Below are 24,910 nucleotides of genomic sequence, written 5' to 3' on the forward strand. Positions count from 1 at the left end.
ATATAGTAATAATCACAACCTAACGATTTTTTTAGCTAACCACTTGTAAATATTTCCAATTTTGAAAAAATAAATTACGCAAATGTACTGGAACTTTTTCCTCGAAATCAGTGACCAATACTCAAAATAAAAATCAAATGGATACCCAGAGAGTCCAAAATGCACAAAACAAATTTCGAAGTCCTTCAAAACTATCTAGAGTCTCAAATCATTGGTCAAAAAGAGCTCGTTAAGCAACTGATGATCGCCCTTTTAGCAGATGGTCATATCCTCGTTGAAGGACCTCCCGGCTTAGCAAAAACTCGTGCAGTAAAATCATTGGCTGACTGTGTTGAGGGTGACTTCCACCGTATTCAATTCACTCCCGATCTGTTGCCAGCTGATTTGACGGGTACCGACATCTTCCGTCCTGAGACTGGGGAGTTCACTTTCCAATCAGGCCCGATTTTCAACTCATTGATTCTAGCGGATGAGATCAACCGTGCTCCGGCGAAAGTTCAAGCGGCAATGCTGGAAGCAATGGCAGAGAAACAAGTAACTGCCGGTCGAAAAACCTATGCGCTGCCTGAGTTGTTCTTGGTAATGGCAACACAGAACCCAATTGAACAAGAAGGGACTTACCCGCTACCGGAAGCTCAGTTAGACCGATTCTTGCTTCACCTAGAGGTTGAATACCCAGATATGGAAAGCGAGCTTGAGATCTTACGACTCAACCGTGGTGAGGCTCAAGGTAACGAATCAGCTCAGCCACAACAGATATCTCAGCAAACGATCTTTGAAGCGCGCCAAGAAGTGCTCAACATTCACATGGCAGACACCATTGAGCAGTACATCATCAGACTGGTTATGGCGACTCGCCAACCTAAGCAATACAGTGACCAACTTGATCAATGGTTAGACATGGGTGTCAGCCCGCGTGCAACCATTGCGTTAGACCGTTGTGCCCGCGCTCACGCTTGGCTTGCAGGACGAGATTACGTCACGCCACAAGACGTTCAAGCGATGGCATTCCCTGTGTTACGCCACCGTCTACTGCGCAGCTACCACGCACAAGCTGAAGGTGTCACCGCAAACCAAGTGATCGCACACCTTATTTCATTGGTTGGCAGCGCATAGGGATACGCGCATGAATAATCAACTACCCAACCATAGTGACGGCGTCACGTTAAATCTGGATGAGCTGCTGCAATACAAAGCGCAGTCTGTTCGCTGGTTGTCTCCCGCCAAGAGCCTTTGGTCACAGCTTAACGGCCAACACGAGAGCAACCGTAAAGGTCGCGGGATGAATTTCTCTGAAGTTCGTCAATATCAAGCGGGAGATGACATTCGCAGCATTGATTGGCGTGTAACAGCCAGAACGGGCAAAGCGCATACCAAACTTTTCTCTGAAGAACGAGAACAGCCTGTCATTTTATTCTTGGATCTATCAAGCAGTATGATTTTCGGCTCAACCTTGTTGCTGAAATCGGTTCAACTTGCACACTTTGCTAGCCAACTGTGCTGGCTTACTGTGGCTCAAAAAGATCGAATTGGCGCGGTGATCGATACTGGCAAAGAGGTCATTGAGATTAAGCCAAGTGCAAGCAACCATGCTCCACTGCGTATTTTGCAAAAAGTCATAGAAATCAATAATGCAGCGCTGACTCATCACGACAATCATAATGACACAACCTTAGAGCATGGGCTGAAATCTCTGCACCAGCTTTGCCCTAAAGGAAGCGATATTATTATGCTCAGTGACTTTGTGCGTTACCAAGAAAGTGACTACTCACTTATCAGTCAAATTCGCCGACACAACAGAGTACGTCTTGTGCATTTCTACGACCCGCTAGAGCAAGGTGAAACCACCTATAAAGGCTCTAAACAGGTCACCGATGGCAGCAAAACTCAATGGTTTAATTTCTCTTCTAATAAAGAAAAGCAAAAGCTTAACCATGCTTTTTCGCTTAAGAAACAGCAGCTGCAACAGATGGGGTTATCTCTCGCGATACCTTATAGCTCGCTGTCGAGTGCGCAGTCACTCATGAGCCAGATATCAGGAGCTCAGTCATGAAACAGCCCTTAGATTTAAGTCCGGTGATTGCGCCAGACGCCCCGACTTGGTGGCCTTTGGCGTGGGGTTGGTGGGCAGTCATTATCACAGCCATTTTCCTGATTGCCTTGGTGTTTTTCATTCTAAAACGTAGAAAAAACAATCAACAGGCGAAACAAGAAGCGCTGTCTTACTTTAGTAATAGTCAGTCCCAAGATGGCTTGTCTCCGAGCAAAGCTCAAGACATCGTTCGTCAAGCAGCACTGAGCTATTTCCCTCGTGAAAAAATTGCAGGTTTGTCTGGTGATGATTGGTTGAAGTTCTTAGATGCGCAATTGGCGAAGCCGTTATTTGTAGCAAAACAATCCCAGTGGCAACAAGCGCTCTATCAAGATGTAGCCCTTATGAATGACGAACAGAAAAAGGCTCAACAACAATTAGTTAATGATTGCGAAACTTGGCTTCGTAAAGCCCTTCCTCCTAAGCGAGGTCGTTATGAGTGATTTTCTAAGCCCTATGTTTCTAAGCGGGGACTTGCTAAACATCGAGTTCGTTTGGTGGTGGATGTTCTTCATCGCGCCACTGCCGTTGCTCGTTTACTTGTTCTCACCAAAGTCAGAATCAAGCAATGCCCTAAGACTTCCATTTCTGCCAGAAGACAGTAATACCAAAACACCGAGCAGTCGCTTACCAAAGGCGTTGTCCGTGATTATCTGGCTTCTGCTGGTTACGGCGAGCGCACGCCCTGTATGGTATGGCGAACCCGTTGAGTTTCAACCGAAGCACCGTGATTTGATGTTGGTTGTCGACCTCTCCTACTCCATGAGCCAAGAGGACATGCAATTCAATGGCGAGTACATCGACCGCTTATCGGCGGTGAAACGCGTATTGAGTGACTTTATTGAGCGACGAAAAGGCGACCGAGTTGGACTGGTGTTATTTGCTGATCACGCCTACTTGCAGACCCCGCTTACGCTAGATAGAGATACGCTTTCACAACAGCTCAATCAAGCGGTGTTAAAGCTGATTGGTACTCAAACAGCGATTGGTGATGGTATTGGTCTTGCCACCAAAACCTTTGTCGATAGCGATGCACCCCAACGTGTAATGATTCTACTCAGCGACGGCAGTAATACCGCCGGGGTATTAGACCCATTAGAAGCGGCGGATATTGCAAAGAAATACGACGCAACGATTTACACCGTGGGTGTCGGTGCAGGCGAGATGATGGTCAAAGAGTTCTTCATGACGCGCAAAGTCAATACTGCTCAAGACTTGGATGAACGTACACTAATAGAAATTGCCAAACGCACCGGCGGTCAGTACTTCCGAGCGCGTGACAGCAAAGAGTTAGCGACGATTTACGACACCATTAACCAGTTAGAGCCCGTGACGAACGCCACTAAGATCTGGCGACCGCAACAAGAGTGGTTTGTATGGCCACTGTCGGCGGCAATGTTCTTCGCATTTATGCTGTTAGCCATTAGGAGAAACAATGTCTAACTTTACTTTTATCTACCCATATTGGTTCTTGGCGCTTGCCGTGCTGCCCGCTATTTGGTGGCTGAGCAAGACACAGTCCAAACAAGGATTACTCGCGTCACACATCGCCCGTTACTTGGCGCCAGAATCAAGCAAGCCATCGAAAAATCGCAGTACTTACTTCGGTATTTGGTGGCTGGTCGGCGTTATTGCGTTAGCTGGGCCAAGCTTCGAGAAAAACGAACAACCAAGCTTTGAAAAAACGCAGGCACGAGTTGTGATCATGGACATGTCGATGTCAATGTATGCCACCGATATTAAGCCGAATCGCTTAACTCAAGCGCGATACAAGGCTCTTGATCTGCTTTCATTATGGAAGGAAGGGCTAACAGGCATGGTGGCGTATGCTGGGGATGCTTACACCATTAGCCCGCTAACGTCAGACATCAACACCATCAAAAACCTAGTGCCTAACCTATCGCCAGATATCATGCCTTATCAAGGTGGTGATGCCGCATCAGCCGTTAAGCTTGCGATTGATATTATGACTCGCGCGAAGATCTACCAAGGTGATTTGGTATTGATTGCTGATGACATCGATGACCAAGAGAAGAAGCAGATCGACTCCCTACTCTCTGGCAACGATTGGACATTGTCGATTCTAGCTGTAGGGAGTGAAAACGGTGCGCCAATCTCGTTACCTACGGGGTCGATGCTGCAAAGCGACTCAGGACAAACCGTGGTGGCAAGAACCAACTTGAAGAACATGCGCGAGCTTACACGCAGCTATGGTGGCACGTTCACTGAAGTTCAATTTGATAACTCAGATGTTGAACACATCGCGAGCTACCTCGACCGCGTTGCAACAACATCGGAAGTAACCAAGACCAAGAACTCACTCAACACCAGAGTGAACAACGGTTTCTGGTTACTGCCTTTGCTATTACTTCCGGCACTTGGATTATTCAGGAAAGGGGTTATTTGGTGTGCCTTAGCTGGAGTTATCTCTTTTAGCCAACCAAATACTGCGTTTGCGAACCCGTGGAAAACCAATGATCAAGTAGGCTATCAGCTGTATCAGGACGAGGACTTCCAACAAGCTGCTGAACAGTTCACCCAACAAGAGTGGAAAGGCATTGCTCAATACAAAGCCGGTGATTTCGAAGCCGCAGAGCAGACGCTGCAAGAGCTTTCTAGTGAAGATGCTCGCTACAACCTTGCTAACGCTCAAGCCCAACAAGGTAAGTACGACCAAGCGATCCAAGAGTATCAACGTATTCTTGAAAGCAACCCTGAACATGCTTATGCGAAGAAGAACCTAGAGATTGTCGAACAGGCTCAGAAGCAACAGCAACAGCAACAGCAACAGCAACAGCAACAGCAACAGCAAGGCGATTCTGACTCCAAAGACCAGAATGACCAAAATCAGCAAGGTCAGCAAGGTCAGCAAGGTCAGCAAGGTCAGCAAGGTCAGCAAGGTCAGCAAGGTCAGCAAAATGATTCTTCGCAAAGCTCTCAGGATCAACAACAAAGCTCCAGTGGCAAGTCGCAAGATCAAAGCAGTAACCAAGATCAACGCGGTAGCCAAGACCAAAACTCATCTCAAGGCCAACCTGAAAATCACTCTGACTCTGAAAAGTCTAAACAAGACGACAAGCAAGCCACGCAACAAAGTAACAGTGATCAGCCGAAACAGAGTGACCAAGAAGGCGCTACACCTCAAAGTGCTAGCGCACAACAAGCTTCAAAAGAAGATGGTGAGCAAAGTAGTCAGCAAGCTGTAGCACAAACCTCAGATCAACCTCTGTCGAGCGACCCTGACATGCGAAAACTTGAGCAAGTAGAAAGCGCCCGTGACCCGAGCCAACTGCTTAAAGCGCAAATGATTTTACAAGCACGACAAAAAAGTGCTCCTAACAACCAGAACAAAAAGTGGTAACCATGCGATTTTTAAACAAGCCATTTTTATCCGTACTCCTAACATTGTTGTTGGGAGCTTTCTCGTCCTTCTCAGTATTGGCTGCAAACGCCGTGGCGAGCGTTTCACATAACAGTGTCACCAAAGATGAAGTGTTCCTTCTTAGAGTTGCAACCGATGAAAAGGTCTCCTCTGATGCTCTAGATCTAACAGCGCTCCAGCAGGATTTCTATGTTGGCACACCAAACTTTGGGTCGTCGATGCGAATCGTCAATGGCAGCCGTTCGGTATCAAGTGAATGGAACATTAGCCTTGCTCCACTGCGTTTGGGTAAGTTGCAAATCCCGAGTTTTGATATTGAAGGGGCAAAAACCAAGCCTATCACCATCAATGTTGCAATTAACAAAGCCGCTCCAACTCAACATGATATGGCAGAGTTCCAGCTTAATCTCAGCAAGAACTCGCTGTACCCAGAAGAAGTGGCTGAGCTTGATGTAAAACTCATCATCAAAGCTGACCCAAGAAGGCTGCAAGATCCTAAAATAGCGCCACCGAGCTCTTCAGGCTTAGATGTGGAACCTATTGGGGAATCGAAGCAATTTCAAGACGTTCTCAATGGAAAGGAGGTGACGGTAGTTCAACAGTCATTCCGTATCTCGTCACAAAAAGCAGGTCAATTTAAGCTTAACGGACCGAAGCTGACTGGAGCCGTTGTTTACTCAACCAACAACTCAAGCAAAACGCGCCTTTTCCAGCTCGACACGCCCGTTGAAATCTTAGATGTAACTGTGAAGGACGTACCAAAAGGCTACCAAGGTGAGTGGTTACCAACATCAAACTTCAAACTGATTCAACAATGGTCCGATAGCCAAGGCAATCAACTGGGAAATAGTAATGGTTTAGAAGGCGACAACCCAACCATTGAAATGGAAGCGGGTGACTCGTTAACTCGTACCATCACCATGACGGCTAGCAACTTAACGCAACACCAACTGCCAAAACTGAATATCACCTACCCTAATTCGGTACGTGTTTATGAAGAGAAGCCGCGATTTGGCACAACTCAGTCAGGTGATGCTGTCGTTGTTTACAAGCAAGTCTTGATTCCGAAAGAGGCTGGAAATATCTCGCTTCCTGATGTGTCTCAAGCTTGGTTTAACACCGATTTGCAATCAGAACAAACCAGCAAAGCGCAGGGGCTAGAGTTAGCGGTAAAAGCAAGTGATCGCGCAGCGTCAAGCACTCCACCAGTTACTGCTACGCCCGCCCAACAAGTAAGCCCGACGGTTGTTACTGTGGATAGCCCAGGGATCTGGCCTTATCTCACCGCCCTATTTGCAGCTTTGTGGCTAATCAGCTCAGCATTGGCATTCTACTTCTGGTCACGCCGCGGTGTAACGACAAAACCAACACACACTGTTGAACGTCAATCAGATACCGCAGAAGCGCTTATTGAAGCTCTAAGAACGAAAGATGGCGTGATGACCAGAACCTTATTTGAGCAATGGAAATCTGAAAATACAGATCTAAGTGATGAGACGTTACAAACCGTTGAAGCCGAACTCACCAAGCTAAACCAAAGCCTTTATGGTGAAGCCGGTTCACCAGCCCAAACATGGAGCCCTGAGCTGGCAATCAAAACGGTGAAGAAGCCCAAGAGAGTTGCGAGTAAAAAGCATAATAGTTCGCTAGAAAATCTTTAGTCGACGCTGTTCATCAAGAACAGTAAAACACAAAGGCCGTTGATCATCTTGAGATCAACGGCCTTTATTTTAAGAAAGAGAGGCTGTGACTTTTTTACGTTTTAAGGCAGAAACGATTCGATTTCTCCCAGAGTCTTTGGCTTGATACAAGGCTTTATCTGCCTTGCCATACAGTAGGTCGAAGTCAAACTGGTGCTGATCAGAAGTTATCGATGCATACCCGACAGACGCAGTTAAATACTGACTAGTGCTGCTTTCACAATGGAGGATCTTCGCCTCTTCAATGCATTTTCTGATCGACTCTGCTCGCCGCTTGGTCTCAGAGTGATGGGTGCCGATCATCAACAACATAAACTCCTCTCCGCCAATCCGGCAGAAGGTTTCTTTATCATTGTGAACATGGGCATTCAGTATCTCACCTACCGTCCTCAGAGCCGCATCCCCTTCAGTATGACCATAGACACTGTTGTACAAACCAAAGTGGTCGAGGTCGACAAGAATCAAGCCAAATGTAATTTCGTTCTGTAAGGCAAAGGCACCTTGATCGTCACCGTTCAAGTCTTCTAGAACCTGCGACAACATACGGCGGTTTCCAAGGCGCGTCAGTGGGTCTAGCTTAGAAATGATGTCTAACTGTTCATTGGCTCTTTCAAGCTCTTGAGTGCGCTTACTGACTTCTTGCTCCAATGTTTCATTGAGCTTTTTCAGTTCTTCTTGAGCCATGGTTCTTTGCAGCACCTCAGCAAGGCTCGAAGCAAAGATACGTATTACCTCACGAAGCTGTGAGGTTAAAGGACTGCGAGTTAATAGGTTATCAGCAGCGATAAACGCAATCGGTTCACCCGTATTGGTGGTGAGCATGGTCATTGCCGTCCAACCGACTCCCACAATATTGAAATCGTGATAGATAGGAACTGATTCTTCAAAGGCAACTTGATTAGGGCAAGCACGAGCTGCGGCTACAATGTCACGTTCCACCAGCTCAGAGCGATAATAGGACTCATCGACAATATCGCCTTTGATGTCAGTGCCCCAAGTACCTTGCATGTAGCTGCAATTCTTATCCGTCAGGAAAACTGCCAATCGGTCGATGCCTAGGTGTTGAATAGCAAAGCTAACCGCAGACTTACACACCTCACTAACACTGTCGCAGCGAGACAACTCCACCATGCTCGAGTGCAGCATGCGTATGTTCTGCTCTTGGCGTTTACGAATGTATATCTGAGAGAGCAGCGAGCCGAAGGACTCAAGCATCTGCTTTTGATAATTGGTAATGGGTGAACGGTGGATGTAGTTATCCATCGCAATCCAGCCGACCGGTTTATCCCCTTCACGCAAGATAAGCATCCCATTCCAGCCCTGCCCCACCACCTTGCCTTCGGTGTAGAGTGGCGCTTGTTCAATAATGACTAAGTTGGTGTGGTTGTCAGACAGCGCTTCAATGTATTCCGCTTCAAGTTGGTGCAAATCGTATTGAGTGTGGTGTTCACTGTTGGTTTTACCCGCTTCGTCAGTGCCATAAGTTCCGCTGAAACAACGCTTTTTCATATCAAGCAACATGAAGATCGCACGATCAAACCCTAACCTGTCTCGCACAGCCTCAACCGATGCTTTATACAAAGCATCGAGTGACTCAGGGTTAGAAAGCTCAAGCGCGACCTGATGAACCAGCTTCATGTTCTCTACAAACAGCTCACGTAACTTTATCTCATCTAAGTATTGAGCTTCACGTGTGTCTCTGTGTTTGATTTCTAGCGCCGCGTTCTTTTCGGCACGAATACATTGCCAACGGGCAGCCGCGAGCTGTAACACATCAAGATCTTGGTCAAAGGTTTGATTAACCTTCTCAGCATTGCAATTTTGAACAATTAAATAAGTTCTGGAGGCAGGTGCGTTGTCGAGCATCATGATAAACGACTCCCCACCAAGCACTTTCATGTGTTCCCACTTGCAGGTGTTGATAGCCATTGGCAAAACCCCGTCTGCGGTATCAAACTGTGAGACCCACGGCCAAAATGTAGAGGGGTAGCTCGCCAATGAGGTTAGGTCGCCATAAGAAAAAAGCGGTAATGCGTCGCTCTCCGGCGTCGGTTCAGCAAATATTCCTATCCCTTTTGGAGTAAGTACCTTAACCAGATAGTCAAAAAGAGACTCAGCCAACAGACGATGGTCGCGTGTCGCAGATATTTGTTTTGCAAAGGCTTTAACAGGCACAGCTTCCTTCCATTGGCGATTAAGAATAAAGCAAAAATACAGAAGGCTTGATATGCAATCAATGTAAGTGAAAATGAGATGTTAAGCGGGTCGCAGTTTCACCTTTAACATTATCACAAGCATGAGAAGGACGACAAAAATGGGATTCTCTGCCCAAAATCACATCGACATTGGGGATTTTTTAGACACATAAAAAAGCCCCACCTATAGTGGGGCAAAACTTCCATCGCTTATAGTTATAGTGATAATTCTGTTGTTCTATTCGATTATCTAACCTGCGTTTCAGTTAGTGTGTAAAGGTATCTAATCGCTTAAATACCACACGTAAATCGTCGATTAACCGAAGTCACCGTTTACGTAACCTTTAGTACGATCATCTTTTGGTTCACTGAAGATAACGCTGGTTTCGTTATGCTCTACAAGCTCTCCCATTAGGAAGAAAGCCGTGCGGTCTGAGATACGACGCGCTTGCTGCATTGAGTGCGTTACGATAACGATAGTGAAGTCTTTCTTCAGATCTTCCATCAATTCTTCAATCTTGTGTGTCGCGATTGGGTCTAGAGCCGATGTTGGTTCATCCATCAGGATTACATCTGGTTCCATTGCAATGGTACGTGCGATACATAGACGCTGTTGTTGACCACCAGACAGACCAAATGCATGCGCTTTAAGACGGTCTTTTACTTCATCCCACAGTGCAGCACTGCGTAGCGAGCGCTCAACCACTTCATCGATGTGTTTTTTGTCTTTGATACCTTGAGCACGTAGGCCGTATGCCACGTTCTCGTAGATGCTCATTGGGAACGGGTTTGGCTTTTGGAATACCATGCCTACGCGGATACGTAGGTCAGCGACATCGATATTACCGTAGATGTCAGTGCCATCCATATCCAGCTTACCCTTAATCGTAACGCCTTCAATTAGGTCATTCATGCGGTTCAAACAACGCAATAGTGTTGATTTACCACAGCCAGACGGGCCAATCAGAGCAGTAACCTGGCGAGTTGGAATTGGCAGGTTGATAGATTTAAGCGCTTGGTTGTCGCCGTAAAACAGATCTAGGTTCTCAATATCAAATTTATTCATGTTCGTAATCTCTAAATTCTTAAATTCGTGTCTAACTTGATGCTTTCTTTATCACGGGGGCTCGCTTTATTTATGAGCCAGCTAATGAGCTTAGTAAGTTGCCGTGTTGAAGCGTCTCGCAATCAGTTTTGTAACCATGTTGATCAAGAGAACCAGTACGATTAGGACTGTCGCCGTGCCGTAGGCTTGGTTCCACTCATCGATAGTAAATAGCTCTGTTGTCAGCTTATATAGGTGAACCGTTAGTGTACGGCCAGAATCGAATACCGACTCAGGAACACGTGCCACCATACCTGCTGTTAAAAATACAGGTGCTGATTCGCCAATTACACGACCAATACTAAGAATGACCGAAGTTAAGATACCTGGCATTGCGCTTGGTAAGATCAAACGCCAGATAGTGTAGATTTTTGAAGCGCCAAGGCCGTATGAGCCTTCGCGGTAAGTTTGTGGCACTGCCATCAATGCTTCTTCTGTAGTACGAATGATTACAGGAAGAATCAGGATACTTAGCGTTAGTGCACCCGACAGAATCGAGAAGCCAAGACCAAGAATCGAAACAAAGAAGGTCATACCGAACAGACCAAAGATGATCGATGGGATACCAGCTAACGACTCAGTACAGAATCGAATCACTTTCACCAATCGGCTACCTACTTTCGCATATTCAGTTAAGTATATCGCCGTCATGATGCCCAGTGGCGCGGCTACCGCAATCGATGCGATTACCATGTAGATCGTGGCAATGATCATTGGGAAAATACCACGTTCTTCACCAGTACGAGTGTAATCGTCAGTGATGAAGTTCCAATCTACGTATTGCAGACCGTTCGATAGGATGTACCAAATAATCCAGAATAAGAAACCAACGGTTACAGCTGCAGCTGCCCAGATAAAACCTTTTAGGATGTTATCTTTGGTTTGACGTGCTTGTTTTAGTTTTACGCGATCCATATTACTTATCCTCGCCTACTTCGCTTTTTCACGGTTAAGATAAAGTAGAGCACCATTTAACATCATGATGAACACTAGAAGTACAACACCTGTTGCGTACAGTGCGTTAGCGTGAACGCCACTTGCGTAAGACATTTCAATTGCAATGTTTGCTGTTAGCGTACGAGCAGAGTCCAAAATGCCTTCTGGCATCGCTGGCGCGTTACCCATAACCATGATGATTGCCATCGTTTCGCCAAGTGCGCGGCCGATACCCAAAATCACACCAGTCATAATGCCTGAACGTGCAGCAGGAACGAGTAGCTTAAAAATCGTGTAGATTTTCGAAGCACCCAGTGCAAGTGAACCTTCTTTGTATGTGCGAGGTACAGCACGAATCGAAGTTTCAGAAACCGTGATAACGGTAGGAAGAATCATGATACCCAGAACAATGATACCCGCCAGGATAGTGTTACCCGCTGGTACTTGGAAAACGTTCTGAATCATTGGAACGATAATTACTAGACCGAAGAAGCCGTAAACTACCGACGGGATACCCGCTAGAAGCTCAACTGCTGGTCGAATAATATCTGCAAGACGCTTTGGAGCAATCTCAGCAATAAAAATAGCGGTTAATACACCAACTGGTACACCAACAACTACAGCTCCAAGTGTCGAAACAATCGATGCAACAATCATAGTTGCAACACCGAATAGAGCTGGAGGTAACCAGTCAACACCCAGAACGATGCCAGAAACACCGGCCTCTTGGAATGCAGGGATACTCTCTGCAACGATAAAGTAAGCGATAACGGCTAGTGATACGATGCCGATTACAGCACTCGATAAGAACAAGCCGTGGAAGATTCTTTCTCTCCAGTCGATGCGCTTCTTAGCACGTAGACTTGGCTTGTTGATTTGAGTCGCTTCAGTATTCATAAGCTTTTCACTATTTGCGATGGTCATATATAAAATCTCAAACTTTGTGGCTCAATAAGAGCTCGAAATAAACAAAGTTGAAAGAAAAGGCTCAGCCTAAAGCAGGCTGAGCAATAATTAAGATTGAGTCAGTTAAGATTAGTTAACTGTGATGTAGCCTTTCTTACCAGCGATAGCTTGAGCTTCATCTGCAACCATCCAATCTAGGAATTGTTGAGTTTCAGCTGTTGGAGCGCCTGATTTGTAAAGAACTAGGAATGGACGAGCAACTTTGTAAGAACCGTTCTTAACGTTGTCTACAGTCGCAGCAGCGCCGTCGATAGTTAGAGCTTGAACAGATTCGTCAACTGTACCTAGAGAGATAAAGCCGATAGCGTATGGGTTGCTTGCTACAGAAACTTTAAGTGCGCCGTTACCGTTTGCAACTTGTGCACGTTGAGAGATAGCCGATACTTTCTTATCGCCAATCTTCTTCTTAAGCTTCATGATGTCTTCGAATGCACCACGTGTACCTGATGCAGTATCACGAGTGATTGCTACGATTGGCTTGTCAGCACCGCCAACATCTTTCCAGTTAGTGATGTCGCCTTTGTAGATTGAAGTGATTTGCTCAGCAGTAAGAGCAGATACTTCGTTGTTCGGGTTAACAACAACTGCGATACCGTCACGAGCGATAACTAGCTCTTTCAGGTCAGCTGTTTTCTCTTCTTCTTTTAGGTCACGAGAAGAGATACCAAGGTCAGCACTTCCATTTTTTGCTGCTTTGATGCCTGCAGAAGAACCTGGTGCTTGAATTTCGATGAACACTGGTTCGCCTTTATTCATGTAGGTTTCTGCAAAAACTTCAACCAGTGGAGAAGCACTGTTAGAGCCAACTACAGAGATAGTTTCTTTAGCTGAAGCTGTATTCACTGTTAGAGCGCCTAGTAGTGCGATTGCACCGATAACTGTCTTTTTCATCACAAATTTCCTTTAGTGGCGTTATTGCCGTAATGTTTTGCTTGAACGAGGCCTACTTTAGAATCCGAATGTGACAGTTGTGTTTCACTTAATTGAAGCCTATATGACAACTACAAATTAATGGCTAATTTCTCTCCTACTCGATGAATTGATAGTCGCGCCCCCATCAGATGCAGTTAGTGAATGCAGGTCTCACCATCGTTTGAGCACCAAAAAGCTAGATTTCCTTCCCTATTTATATCGAATACTAACCAATATATTTCTCTATTTATCAATCAAGTGGCCCTAAGACGATGGATAAAAAGATGCACCTTTATCGCCATTTCGAACAATAAACAACCATCCATATCAAATACCTATCGCATATAACGAAATCAAAGCCTTTATTGATTGAATTGTCAGTCTCATTAGTTAGAATCGCCAATTAATTCTAATAATAATAATTCTCATCTATTTATTTTATTCAAAAAAGGACATTACATGCGCCAACTTCTCAGTGGCTTATCAATCAAAATACAAATTCTTATACCCGTACTATTTTCCGTCGTTTTACTTTTAGCCGGTGTCATTATCGGTGGTGAAAAGCTAGAAAGTGCATTCAAAGATGTGTCAGTAGCAACCGACCAATTAATCTTACATAAAGAAGAACTCAGCGAAATCGTCGACAACAGCTATGGCATGCGTATCAAAGCGATTTACAGTCTATTCAATGCTGATGACGTAAAAACACTGGTTGAAACACTAAACCAAAAACGCGACCAAAATACTCGCCTACTGAATTCATTAGACACAGTGCCAGGCATGCAAGATGAAGTGGCCGCGATGAACAAAGCGATGAATCACTATGTCGACTTTTCTCGCACCACCATGCTTCCTCTATTAAGAGCGAAACACGGCGATACATCACTCTCTTCAGATTTTGAAAACCGCTACCAGATCGCAATCGACCAATACCGACACGCGGGTAATGACATGGTGCAAGCGATCAACACGCTTTCTAAAAAGTTGAATCTGCTTGCGACTCAAGAAGTCGACATCAATGGTCAGCAACACACCAGCACACTCGATACCGCAACCATTGCGCTTCTAGTGATCCTATCTGTAGCTCTAATTATCAGTTGGACGCTGGCTGGCATCATTGTTAAGCCGATCAGCAATATTCAAGCAACCATGCGCGAAGTGGCAAAAGGTAACTTGTTAGTTAAAGCAGAAGAGTATGGCGACAACGAAATCTCACGCCTAGCGCAAGACGTAAACCAGTCTGTTGAACAGCTGCGTGACACGGTAAGCTCGCTGTCTCGAATCAGTATCGAAGTGGCTTCTGCGTCGACAGAGCTAGCAGCAGTAATGACACAATCGAGCGTTAATTCAGACCAAGAAAAGCAAGAAGTAGAACAAGTTGCTTCTGCTGTAAACCAATTAGAAAGCACAGCAGCACACGTTAATGAGAACGCAGTACAAGCCGACTCAGCGTCTAAGCAAGCTGACGAAATGGCGACACACAGCATGAGCTTGTTTAATGAAAGCAACAAAGCTAACGAACAGATGGCGATTCAGCTAAGCGAAGCTGCAAATGTTGTGGGCACGCTAAAAGAGCACTCTGAACAGATTGGTAAAGTGATTGAGGTGATTCAAAGTATCTCTGAACAAACTAACCTGCTTGCGCTTAACGCAGCAATCGAAGCCGCTCGTGCAGGTGAAAGCGGTCGTGGTTTCGCAGTGGTTGCTGATGAAGTTCGAATGCTAGCGGCACGTACACAAGATTCAACCAAAGAGATCCAAACCATCATAGAAGGTTTGCAGGTTCAATCCGGTAACGCGAATGAAAGCATGAGCAGCTCATTATCTATGCTGGAACACAACCAAACTCTTGCAGGTGAAGTAAGCGCGGCGCTTTCAGGCATTGCTAACTCGGTAACGGACATGACTGAGATTAACACTCAGGTTGCCTCTGCCGCCGAAGAGCAAAGCCAAGTAACCTCAGACATCAACCGTAACATCTCAAACATCTACAGCCTAGTAAGCCAAAACGTTACCGGCATTACTCAAGCCGCTGCAGCAAGCCACGAGCTTTCTAACCTAGCAGAACAACAGAAGCAGCAGTTGGATTACTTTAAGGTATAGGCTTCAAGGTACGAAGTTCAAGGCAAACAGATTCAGGCTGTATGCTCTTTAGAACTCGCCGATAAACAAAAAGCCAGCCATCATGGCTGGTTTTTCGCTTTTAGACACTACTGGCGAGATTCAGCCGCTCGAATTCTTTCAATCGCTTCTACCCTTCTAAGCTGTTCTGGTAGGAAATGTTCAGTCCTAAGTTGCGCAATCTTCTCTTGTTGTTCGGTTTTTGATAGGAATGAATCTTTCAAGACATCATTTCGTTCTGCGAAGTAGACCTCTAACGAGTCTTCAAAGGCCGCTCTTTGTTTATCAAGTGCTTCAAGTCTCTGGGTTGCTTCTTCACCGACAAGTTCGCTTCTCTTTAAGTATTTACCCTGTTCATCGAGACCTTCAGAGCTAGAGAGCTGTTGGAGTAACACCTGATTCTGGTGACTCGACTGAACATAATCAGGTTGCTCAGATAGATAGGATTCGTGTCTTTGTTGGTATTCTTCATCCTCTAATCCCTCCTGTTTCAGAAGTAACTTTTCTAAGGCGATTTCTCTCATTCTGTTGTCGTGCGTAAACAGAATACTTATCTCGCTCTCACTGAAAAACTGAGCTTGGAGGTCAAGGAGCGCTTGATTGAGTGCACGTAGATCATCAGCGGAAATGGATGTGGTACCGAACTGCACGTCCAACGATGTCAGTGCCGACTTATACTCAAGATATTTGGCAAACAGTGCTTCATCAACCACGGTTGTTGATGATTGTTCGTGGTGTTTCGCCACGTTGTCTCGAATATCTTCAAGGGTTAATTCTGTATTACCTGACACGAAATATTCCATCATGTCTTTTGCTGATGCGTTATCGATGTCGGTATCTTGCTGAGAGGTGACTTTCAATGAGGAGACGCGTTGTTCGTCGTCAGTATGTGTATCTTGATTATTTAGATATAAAAAGACCGCCGCTGTGCTCATCAGGGCTATCGTGGTTATCGACAAAATGGCGGTCTTTTTCATCATACTTCCCTTGTTTTCTTATTAAACGGCTTTGCAGACTACAAGCCAGCCAACTTCAATCGATTGGCATGCTGACGATATAGAGTTACAGGATCTGTCTCAAACAAGTGGTGAATTCCCAATAACCCATTAATCTCATCTAGGTGGTTCATTTTGTAATCATCACCAATCACTTTGCCCAAATGCGCGCTGCATGCTCCTACTAAGCCATCATTAGGTTCGTTGAAGGCTAAGCCTAGGATTGTCATCGCTCCGTCGGTAGGATCAAGAAGGTTGGTAAAAGTGGAAGACCCTGTCCATGAATAGTAATAAACGCCGTTACTTGCTTGCCACTCACCATCGCCACACTCAGACGTCGGAACGCCCTCAGGGTAAAACTGGTTGAAGGCTAGCGAGCCTTCTGTGGTCAATGCTTCAAGAGAAGCGAGGCCGTCTTGGTCGAGATCCGTTCCACCAGATAAAAGGTTAATCAGTGTCGTTAATCCACCTGCTAATTTAACCGCGATACCTTCTGTGACAGAGCCTTCAGATACGTTCCCTCGAACGAGATCAGCGACCTTAGAACCTTTATGCACACCGCCAATACTGGTCACTGAAGCAACAAGATCAGGTCGAACTGACGCAACATAACGAGCCGTAGGCCCACCGTGGCTATGACCAACCAGATTCACCTTACTTGCTCCTGTTGCAGCTAACAGCGTTTCAACTTGGCTGAGTAACTGTTCACCACGGACCTCTGAACTGTTGGTTGCAGAGACCTGAGCGACATATACGTTCGCGCCATCTTTGGTTAGGGATTCAGGTACGCCATAGAAATAGTCAACGCCCGCTAATGTATCGAAACCAAACAGACCATGTACCAACATAATGGGGTATTTCGTTTCAGTGTATCCCCTGGCTTCTAATGCTGATGCGCTCGTTCCGGCATATACGCCAAAACTGGATAGGCAGGCTATCGTCCAAATTAATATCTTTTTCAATGCTCTTTCCTTAAACAGATTAGACCTCTGATGAGTAAAAGAACCGTAGATGATGATTTTATAAAACAGAAAGTAACGACTTCATATTTGTGATGGCGAACTTGAATTAAACAGGTGCGATGAACATCAGGCAAACAGAATCAGGAGAACAAAACATAAGCAATTGATTAAATTAACATTTAACTAAGGTTGATGAGATTGTTCTTTCAATATCCCGACTCAAATATCAATTCAACATTCTCAATAAACCAAAATTATTCGACAAATAACCGTTTGGAAACAGGTATTTTTCAACCAAAAACTCGTTGATAACTTGAGGCTTATTCCATTAACGACACACCACAACCCTGAATATATTGACGCTAATTATTGATTTTAGATATAGGTCGTACCAGTTATCCACTTATCAAGAAACAAGCAACAAGCAACAGCGTTTCTGTTTGGCTCATCTAAATATAAAAGAGAATACAGTGATGAAAAATACGGCTTTAATACTCACGTTAGCCCTGCCTTTTGGCGCTTATGCCGCTGAAGACTCAATACCAACACCTGAATCGATTACATCTGCACAAGTACTCAGTGCACAAGGCTCAGAGACCTATTCATATGTTAGATGTTGGTATCGAACCGATGCCTCTCATGATTCCCAGCCACCGACTGGAAGTGGGCAAAGAAAGAGAGTGGTGATTACTACACGATCAACGGATATTGGTGGTCTTCTGTTTCTTTCAAAAACATGTTCTACAGTGATGCGCCTCAATCTGAAATCAAACAGCGTTGCGAACAGACGCTCGACATCCAACATGACGCCGCTGACATCACCTACTTTGCCGCAGATAATCGCTTCTCTTACAACCACTCCATCTGGACCAACGATAACGCGTTCCAGGCCAATAGCATCAATCGTATTGTCACCTTTGGTGATAGCCTGTCCGACACTGGTAATCTATTTAATGGCTCACAATGGTTTTTTCCGAACGCAGATTCGTGGTTTTTAGGGCACTTTTCGAATGGTTTAGTCTGGACGGAGTATTTAGCAAAAGCGAAAGATGTCCCTCTGTATAACTGGGCTGTGGGTGGCGCCGCAGGTACCAACCAATACGTGGCATTGACTGGTGTTTATGATCAAGTCACCTCTTATCTGACCTACATGAAAGTCGCCAAAAACTATCGTCCGGAAAACTCACTGTTTACTTTAGAGTTTGGCCTCAATGACTTCATGAATTACAACCGAGAAGTCGCCGATGTAAAGGCTGACTTTAGCAGCGCGCTGATCCGCTTAACAGAATCTGGTGCGAACAATATCCTGCTGTTCACCTTACCCGATGCAACCAAAGCCCCTCAATTCAAATACTCTACCGAACAAGAGATAATAAAAGTTCGTGGCAAGATCTTAGAATTCAACCAGTTCATCAAAGCTCAAGCCGAGTATTACCAAGGTATAGGGAAAAACGTGGTGTTGTTCGATGCAAGTGCGTTGTTCGCCAGCATTACCGATAACCCAGAACAACATGGCTTTCGAAACGCGAGTGATGCTTGTCTTAATATCAATCGAAGCTCAGCCGCGGACTACTTGCGAAGCCACAGCTTAACCAATGACTGTGCCACCTATGGTTCAGACAGTTATGTATTTTGGGGCGTGACACACCCAACTACAGCTACTCATAAATACATTGCCGACCACATCTTGGCGTATTCGTTCTCGACGTTCAATTTCTAACTAAATATCGAAAAGTAATGGCTGAGCCAAGGTCGAGATACAAAAAAACCGCCTAATATTGGCGGTTTTTATTTATGTCAGTTTTACTAGCAAACGCTTTAAAACTGGCTGGTGATTACTCGTCGTCCACTTTTGGTGCGACTTTCTTCTTAGGGATAAACACGGTATCACCCACGGCCACATTTTGGTGGAAGCTCTTATCGCGCTTAACTGGTTTCTTCGGCGTTTTCTTCGCTTGAGTGTTGGTCTTCTTCTTAGCAGGACCGCCTTTAGCAAACGCAGGCTTACGTGGCTTAATGCCTTTGAATTTACCTTTTAGGCCTTCAAGTACAGAGAAGGTCAAATCTTGTTGAAGGTAAAGTTCAACACGCTTGAAGCTGTCCCAGTCTTTTGGACCAACCAAAGAAATCGCATCGCCTTTGTTACCCGCACGGCCAGTACGACCTACACGGTGCACGTACTCTTCCGTATGCTTAGGCATATCAAAGTTGATAACGTGGCTCACGTTTGGAATATCAATACCACGTGAAGCAACATCGGTAGTTACCAAGATCTTGTAAACCGCACGCTCGAACTGGCTCATAATAGCATTACGTTGCGTTTGGTTTAGGTTACCACTCAGTGCTACCGCTTTAAGCTTCTTCTCGTTCAACTTATCTGTTAAACGGTCAGTATCAGCGCGTGTTGCTGTGAAGATCATTACCTGACGGTATTCAGCTTCTTCCAGTACACGGTCTAAAATCGCTTCTTTGTGATCTAGGTGATCACATAAGTAGAATTTCTGTGTGATATCTAAGTGTTGCTCGTTAGAAACACCAACAGAGATACGCTTAGGTGCGTCTAGCATTTCATTTGCAATGCCATTTACTTCAGCGTGATCTAACGTTGCAGAGAACATCAACGTTTGACGACGACGGTGTTTAGCTGCATTGGCAATGCGACGAAGTTCTGGAGCGAAACCCAGATCAAGCATACGGTCCGCTTCATCAAGGATTAGCGTTTCAACACCATCTAGGAACAATGAACGATGTTCTAGGTGGTCAGCAAGACGGCCTGGAGTCGCAACGATAAAACGAGGGTACTTACGCAGTGCTTTAACTTGGTCGTTAAAGTTCTCACCACCTAAGATAAGCGCCGCTTCATAAGACAGACCACCAAGCATGCTACGCAGTTCGCCGTAAACTTGCTTCGCTAGCTCACGAGTAGGAGCCAAAATTACACCACGAGGATCTTTAGCAGAAAACGCTTTTGTTTTTAATGCTTTATGTATCATTGGCAACACAAACGCCAATGTTTTTCCTGATCCCGTTTTTGATGAAGCCAATAGATCCTTACCAGCAATAGCAACAGGGATCGCTTTTGATTGGATCTCTGTCGCCTTCTTGAAGTCGTAATGTTTTAAGTTCTTCAGTAAGCGGTTATCTAAGCCTAAATCTTTAAAGTGCAAAGGACTCTCCAGTCATGATGGTATTGAATAAAATTAATTTAACGTGGCATGATACCGCGAAAGTACTTTATAAGGATAGAGATCACAGTAAATTTATCCCTTTATCTATCTTTAGCTAGAACAACGTATGCATTGCTAGCAAAGGGATAGCTCTCCAAAAACACCTTCAAGTCGTCTCTAAATCCTTCATCTCATAAATGAGACACAACGTGATACTTAGCTAATTACCTCAAAAATTTAGCAATTTCTTTAGTTATTGTTTTTGCAGTTAAAAAATTAGTCGCTACAATCATTAATGAAGCGACTATATGATAAAGAATGTATAGCGCATCTTTTGATGATAAATAAGCAAGGAGTTCTTATGAATAAGACGTTAATCGCAGCTGCAGCATCAGTTTTCATTTTAGCCGGTTGTTCTTCAGAACCAGAAGAAGCTGCAGTGTCAGAAATGGATCAACTAACTAACCAAGTGGCTCAACTTACAAGCGAAGTTGAAGCACTTAAGAGTGACAAAGCAGCCGCAGAAATGAAGGCTCAAGAAGCAGAAGCAGCCGCTATGGCAGCGAAAGAAGAAGCGGATCGTGCTAACGAACGCATCGACAACATCGCTGAGTCTTACACTAAGTAGTTTGAGATCTAATCGCGATTAAGCTGTAGATTAAATAAGTCGCAAAAAGCAGTATATAGACAGCACCACTTCTTATCGGATGTGGTGCTTTTTTTGGGTGACACTAATGCGAGTAAACAAGATAAAACCGCCCCTTGTTGCAGAAGAGGCAATCGAATTAAAACTCAATCACAGGTGGTGCTATCTCTACAGGTACGCCGTTTTGAGCAAAGATAACCGCTTTCGCCTTTGAATTTGGCAGTTCTGCGTCTTCAAGCCACCATTTTAGTTCCACAGGGATCTGTAATGATTTCTTTGAACCATCACTTCGAGTTAATGGCTCGTGCGCTTCTACAAACACACTTCTATCAGGCTCTAATGACACCTTAATCGGCTCATTGATAATGGTGACCTGTTCACCACGGTTCACTTGCTCAAACAGCCACTCAATGTCTTTAGGTTCCATTCGGATACAACCAGAGCTAACTCGTAAACCTATCCCGAAATCCTTGTTTGTACCATGGATCAAATAGTCGCCAGCGCCATAAGCAAGCCTCAAAGCGTACTCTCCCAATGGATTTTCCGGCCCGGCAGGAACCACTCTCGGTAATTCAATGCCCTTTTCAAGATACTCGTTGCGGATTGAATTTGGTGGCGTCCATGTTGGATTAGGTCTTTTTTGGCTTATCTTGGTGATCATCTCGGGAGTATCACGCCCCACTCGACCGATGCCGACAGGGAAAACATGCACCTGATTTTTCTCAGGCTCAAAGTAATACAACCTTAACTCAGCAAGATTGATGACAATCCCCTTTCTTGGGGTGTCAGGCAAAATCAAGCGGCTTGGAATGCTTAACACATAGCCTTCCGCGGGAAGAAAAGGATCCACCCCTTTGTTGGCTGCCATTAAAGAGAGAAAACCAATATCGTATTGCTTGGCAATGATGGCCAAGGTTTCGCCCGCCGCCACTTCATGCTGCTGGATTCTGCCCACAATGCGGCTTTCCGTTGGTGGCAATTCAAAGGTTGCAGCAGACACCCACGATGAAGCTATCCCGCTGGCAAGCAAAGTAGTTCTTACAACAAGCGACGCCGCCCTGTGGAGTCGTGTTTTCATTGACTGCAAAGGCGTCGAGTTAACGCAATACGACATACAAATCCTTGGTTTGTCTTTTATCAAAGTTTAGATTATCTCTGATCAAACGTCTCTACAACGTATTGTTGTCTCGAAACTAATAGGCAACAAGTTTATATGTAAGCCTTTTCTTCTCATTCACTTGCAATTTACCCATACAAAATCGATTGCCTTTACGCTTTCAACATATTTGGTTATCAATATTAATAAAACTATAATGGCAGACCTATTTTGTGACTAAAGTCTCATGGAGCCACGTTCTAACTCGCTAATATTGCCTCAACAAAACGAATTCAATTCAACAGAATCGGTAATTGATTAAATCCTGTTCCTATAATTACCGTTTAAACTTTGGAGAACGACCATGGCTACACCTCATATTAATGCTCAAGCTGGTGATTTCGCAGAAACAGTACTTATGCCGGGCGACCCGCTTCGCGCAAAATACATTGCAGAAACATTCCTTGATGACGTGAAGCAAGTTTGTGACGTTCGCAACATGTTTGGCTACACAGGCACTTACAAAGGTAAGAAAGTTTCTGTAATGGGCCACGGTATGGGTATCCCATCATGCTGCATCTACGTACACGAGCTAATCGCTGAGTTCGGCGTGAAAAACGTTATTCGTGTAGGTAGCTGTGGCGCGGTACGTGACGACGTTAAACTAATGGACGTTGTTATCGGCATGGGTGCATCTACTGACTCAAAAGTAAACCGCATTCGTTTCAACAACCACGACTTCGCTGCTATCGCTGATTTCGGTCTTCTAGAAGAAGCAGTAAACCAAGCTCGTGCACAAGAAGTTCCAGTTAAAGTTGGTAACGTATTCTCTGCAGACCTTTTCTACACTCCAGAAGCTGACCTTTTCGAAAAAATGGAAAAGCTAGGCATCCTAGGTGTTGATATGGAAGCGGCTGGTATCTACGGCGTTGCTGCAGACCTTGGTGCTAAAGCACTAACTATCCTAACAGTATCTGACCACATCATCCGTGGTGAAAAACTAAGTTCTGAAGAGCGTCAAAAGTCTTTCAACGACATGATGAAAGTTGCTCTAGAGACAGCAATCAACATCTAACGATTTGATAAAAGATACATTGAAAAGCGTTACCCCGCAGCCAGGCTCGCTTGGCTGCTCAAATAATCCCGAGGGGGAGATCGTGTCTAACGACAAGCTGCCAAAAGATGCGGATGGTTTGCAACTCAACTTTTGTAAAACATTGGCGTGTGACAACTTTGGCTTGAGCGATGCAAAACGGTATGTTTTGCAACACGCGAACCCTAAGCGTCCAGCGATGGTTTGTCGTGAATGTGGAGCTTTCCCCCCCTTACTTAACAATCGTGAAGTGTTAAGCGAACTTCATCGCCTAAGACAACTTCACAGCGACGGGCTCCCTGCTTGTCGTAATGATGATTGCGATAACTTCGGCTTATCGGTTCATACCCATAAACATCTTTATCATGCCTTCGGCTACAGTGGCGACAGGCAGCGTTATCGATGCAAAGACTGCCAAACAACCTTCGTTGATAAATGGTCTGGATCCAATAAAAAACTCCAATTTCAAGAGAACCTCATGGGCTTACTGTTCATGGGCTATTCCGTACGTGAAATCTGCCGAAAATTAGAGATCAACCCAAAGACTTTCTATGATCATGTTGACCATATCGCGAGCCGTTGTCGTCGTAAATTAGCGATGATCGATGCACGATGGGTTAACCATGCGAAAGATTACGAGTTCGCATCTCACTACCAGCGTCTGCAACCACAAAGTAACAACGGTGTGGTGTGGATAGCGACGGGCGAGGCGCATTCTGGCTATATACTTTGCCAACACGTTAACTACTCTCAAAATGAAGAACCATCAGGAAACGTCGACCATAACCCTTATGATGATGTGGCACGATTTGTATCCAAAGAGCACTCTTCAGAAGCAAATCTCGAACTGCCTCAGCCCTCTGACAAACTAAAAGAGCGCATTGAACAGCAGTACCAAGTGATTCTTGCGAGAGGTAACGTTGAGGACCCTATGGGTAACCTCACCACATTTAGTTACCCTTCAAAAGGCGCTCTCATTCGACCGCCTTATACCTCTTATGCTCACTTCTTACATGTGTTGGATATGTGTAACGAAGACAAGCATGTCGCCATCTATATGCCACAAGATCCATTACTAAGATCTGCCGCTTTAAGTGTATGTTTGCCGCGCATTCAGAGTCAAAATATTGACCTCATGTATGTCGAAGAAGATTCAGGCTGGCAAGACGACCAAAGTTTTGAAAAGATCGACATCGTTCACATGAGTTGGTGGCGAGATCGCTGGGCTATTGCCAATCAGGGTGATAACCAGAAAGGTATCTGCTACCTAACCGGTAACAATCCAGAACCAAAACAGTGGTTTAACACAGCCTCAATTCAACAAACTAAGTTCTATCAACAGCGCTTTCAGTTGTTATTTGATAGCTTTATTAATGAGCCCAGACGTAAGCTTCGTCCTGGGGGCATTCTTCCATTGCTCGACATATTTAGAGCTTGGCACAATCTGTGCTACCAAGATAAGCAAGGGCTCACGGCAGCACAACGCTTAGGCGTAGGGGAGCTGCCATTAACTCTAAAGCAACTACTTTCATAGCAACAAAG

19 protein-coding genes and 1 pseudogene are annotated in these 24,910 nt (G+C 45.0%); 11 read left to right on the forward strand and 9 right to left on the reverse strand.

The window, feature by feature from the left end; genetic code table 11:
- The first annotated feature begins 159 nt into the window (after nt 1–159).
- The 6 genes from AB4517_RS05575 to AB4517_RS05600 are packed head-to-tail and all read left to right on the forward strand — an operon-like array spanning nt 160 to nt 7,135.
- Entirely contained in the window at nt 160–1,116 is a 957-nt protein-coding gene (locus AB4517_RS05575) for a MoxR family ATPase (protein WP_017072421.1), read from the forward strand.
- Nucleotides 1,117–1,126: 10 nt separating this feature from the next.
- The gene (locus tag AB4517_RS05580) at nt 1,127–2,053 is read left to right on the forward strand and encodes a DUF58 domain-containing protein (RefSeq protein WP_372148028.1); all 927 of its coding nucleotides are present in this window, start codon (nt 1,127–1,129) and stop codon (nt 2,051–2,053) included.
- Complete coding sequence (locus AB4517_RS05585) at nt 2,050–2,535, forward strand: DUF4381 domain-containing protein (protein ID WP_017065687.1); 486 nt, start codon at nt 2,050–2,052, stop codon at nt 2,533–2,535. The genes AB4517_RS05580 and AB4517_RS05585 overlap by 4 nt, the downstream gene beginning before the upstream one ends.
- Entirely contained in the window at nt 2,528–3,535 is a 1,008-nt protein-coding gene (locus AB4517_RS05590) for a VWA domain-containing protein (RefSeq protein ID WP_104216238.1), read from the forward strand. The genes AB4517_RS05585 and AB4517_RS05590 overlap by 8 nt, the downstream gene beginning before the upstream one ends.
- A complete protein-coding gene (locus AB4517_RS05595) occupies nt 3,528–5,453 on the forward strand; it encodes a VWA domain-containing protein (protein ID WP_372148029.1) in 1,926 nt (641 codons plus the stop codon). The genes AB4517_RS05590 and AB4517_RS05595 overlap by 8 nt, the downstream gene beginning before the upstream one ends.
- Nucleotides 5,454–5,455: 2 nt before the next feature.
- A complete protein-coding gene (locus tag AB4517_RS05600; RefSeq protein WP_372148030.1) occupies nt 5,456–7,135 on the forward strand; it encodes a BatD family protein in 1,680 nt (559 codons plus the stop codon).
- A 69-nt stretch (nt 7,136–7,204) separates the two neighbouring features.
- Here the strand turns inward: AB4517_RS05600 and AB4517_RS05605 are convergent, their stop codons facing one another.
- The 5 genes from AB4517_RS05605 to AB4517_RS05625 form a co-directional block, all read right to left on the reverse strand.
- Nucleotides 7,205–9,349 carry a GGDEF domain-containing protein gene (locus AB4517_RS05605; protein WP_372148031.1) on the reverse strand — a complete coding sequence of 715 codons (2,145 nt, stop codon included), beginning with the start codon at nt 9,347–9,349 and terminating at the stop codon, nt 7,205–7,207.
- 336 nt (nt 9,350–9,685) lie between these two features.
- On the reverse strand, nt 9,686–10,435 hold the full coding sequence (pstB, locus tag AB4517_RS05610; RefSeq protein WP_004737715.1) for a phosphate ABC transporter ATP-binding protein PstB: 750 nt from the start codon (nt 10,433–10,435) through the stop codon (nt 9,686–9,688).
- Nucleotides 10,436–10,525: 90 nt separating this feature from the next.
- On the reverse strand, nt 10,526–11,389 hold the full coding sequence (gene pstA / locus AB4517_RS05615) for a phosphate ABC transporter permease PstA (RefSeq protein ID WP_017064256.1): 864 nt from the start codon (nt 11,387–11,389) through the stop codon (nt 10,526–10,528).
- 15 nt (nt 11,390–11,404) lie between these two features.
- Nucleotides 11,405–12,334, reverse strand: a complete 930-nt coding sequence (pstC, locus tag AB4517_RS05620; protein ID WP_017064255.1) for a phosphate ABC transporter permease subunit PstC — start codon at nt 12,332–12,334, stop codon at nt 11,405–11,407.
- A 111-nt stretch (nt 12,335–12,445) separates the two neighbouring features.
- Nucleotides 12,446–13,267, reverse strand: coding sequence for a phosphate ABC transporter substrate-binding protein (locus tag AB4517_RS05625; protein ID WP_372148032.1), 822 nt, complete (start codon nt 13,265–13,267; stop codon nt 12,446–12,448).
- 480 nt (nt 13,268–13,747) lie between these two features.
- Here AB4517_RS05625 and AB4517_RS05630 point away from each other — a divergent pair, with 480 nt between their 5' ends.
- Nucleotides 13,748–15,391 carry a methyl-accepting chemotaxis protein gene (locus AB4517_RS05630; RefSeq protein WP_372074474.1) on the forward strand — a complete coding sequence of 548 codons (1,644 nt, stop codon included), beginning with the start codon at nt 13,748–13,750 and terminating at the stop codon, nt 15,389–15,391.
- Between the two features lie 107 nt (nt 15,392–15,498).
- Here AB4517_RS05630 and AB4517_RS05635 read toward each other — a convergent pair whose 3' ends face one another.
- Nucleotides 15,499–16,386, reverse strand: coding sequence for a lipase secretion chaperone (locus AB4517_RS05635; RefSeq protein WP_372148033.1), 888 nt, complete (start codon nt 16,384–16,386; stop codon nt 15,499–15,501).
- A gap of 38 nt (nt 16,387–16,424) precedes the next feature.
- Nucleotides 16,425–17,366, reverse strand: a complete 942-nt coding sequence (locus AB4517_RS05640; protein ID WP_050546492.1) for a triacylglycerol lipase — start codon at nt 17,364–17,366, stop codon at nt 16,425–16,427.
- Between the two features lie 473 nt (nt 17,367–17,839).
- On the opposite strand from AB4517_RS05640, the pseudogene AB4517_RS05645 reads away from it, so the two are divergent.
- Nucleotides 17,840–19,086: pseudogene (locus AB4517_RS05645) on the forward strand (SGNH/GDSL hydrolase family protein).
- Nucleotides 19,087–19,201: 115 nt separating this feature from the next.
- On the opposite strand, the gene AB4517_RS05650 reads toward AB4517_RS05645, so the two are convergent.
- Nucleotides 19,202–20,533 carry a DEAD/DEAH box helicase gene (locus AB4517_RS05650; protein ID WP_017061883.1) on the reverse strand — a complete coding sequence of 444 codons (1,332 nt, stop codon included), beginning with the start codon at nt 20,531–20,533 and terminating at the stop codon, nt 19,202–19,204.
- Nucleotides 20,534–20,894: 361 nt separating this feature from the next.
- On the opposite strand from AB4517_RS05650, the gene AB4517_RS05655 reads away from it, so the two are divergent.
- Nucleotides 20,895–21,161 carry an Lpp/OprI family alanine-zipper lipoprotein gene (locus AB4517_RS05655; protein WP_017061882.1) on the forward strand — a complete coding sequence of 89 codons (267 nt, stop codon included), beginning with the start codon at nt 20,895–20,897 and terminating at the stop codon, nt 21,159–21,161.
- Nucleotides 21,162–21,318: 157 nt separating this feature from the next.
- Here the strand turns inward: AB4517_RS05655 and AB4517_RS05660 are convergent, their stop codons facing one another.
- Entirely contained in the window at nt 21,319–22,293 is a 975-nt protein-coding gene (locus AB4517_RS05660) for a L,D-transpeptidase family protein (protein ID WP_029235199.1), read from the reverse strand.
- 346 nt (nt 22,294–22,639) lie between these two features.
- On the opposite strand from AB4517_RS05660, the gene deoD reads away from it, so the two are divergent.
- Complete coding sequence (gene deoD, locus AB4517_RS05665; protein WP_017061880.1) at nt 22,640–23,350, forward strand: purine-nucleoside phosphorylase; 711 nt, start codon at nt 22,640–22,642, stop codon at nt 23,348–23,350.
- An 82-nt stretch (nt 23,351–23,432) separates the two neighbouring features.
- The gene (locus AB4517_RS05670; RefSeq protein WP_017061879.1) at nt 23,433–24,902 is read left to right on the forward strand and encodes a lactate dehydrogenase; all 1,470 of its coding nucleotides are present in this window, start codon (nt 23,433–23,435) and stop codon (nt 24,900–24,902) included.
- Nucleotides 24,903–24,910 lie beyond the last annotated feature (8 nt).

It is taken from the genome of Vibrio sp. 10N.222.52.C3 (assembly GCF_041474195.1).
GTDB classification, from domain to species: domain Bacteria; phylum Pseudomonadota; class Gammaproteobacteria; order Enterobacterales; family Vibrionaceae; genus Vibrio; species Vibrio crassostreae_C.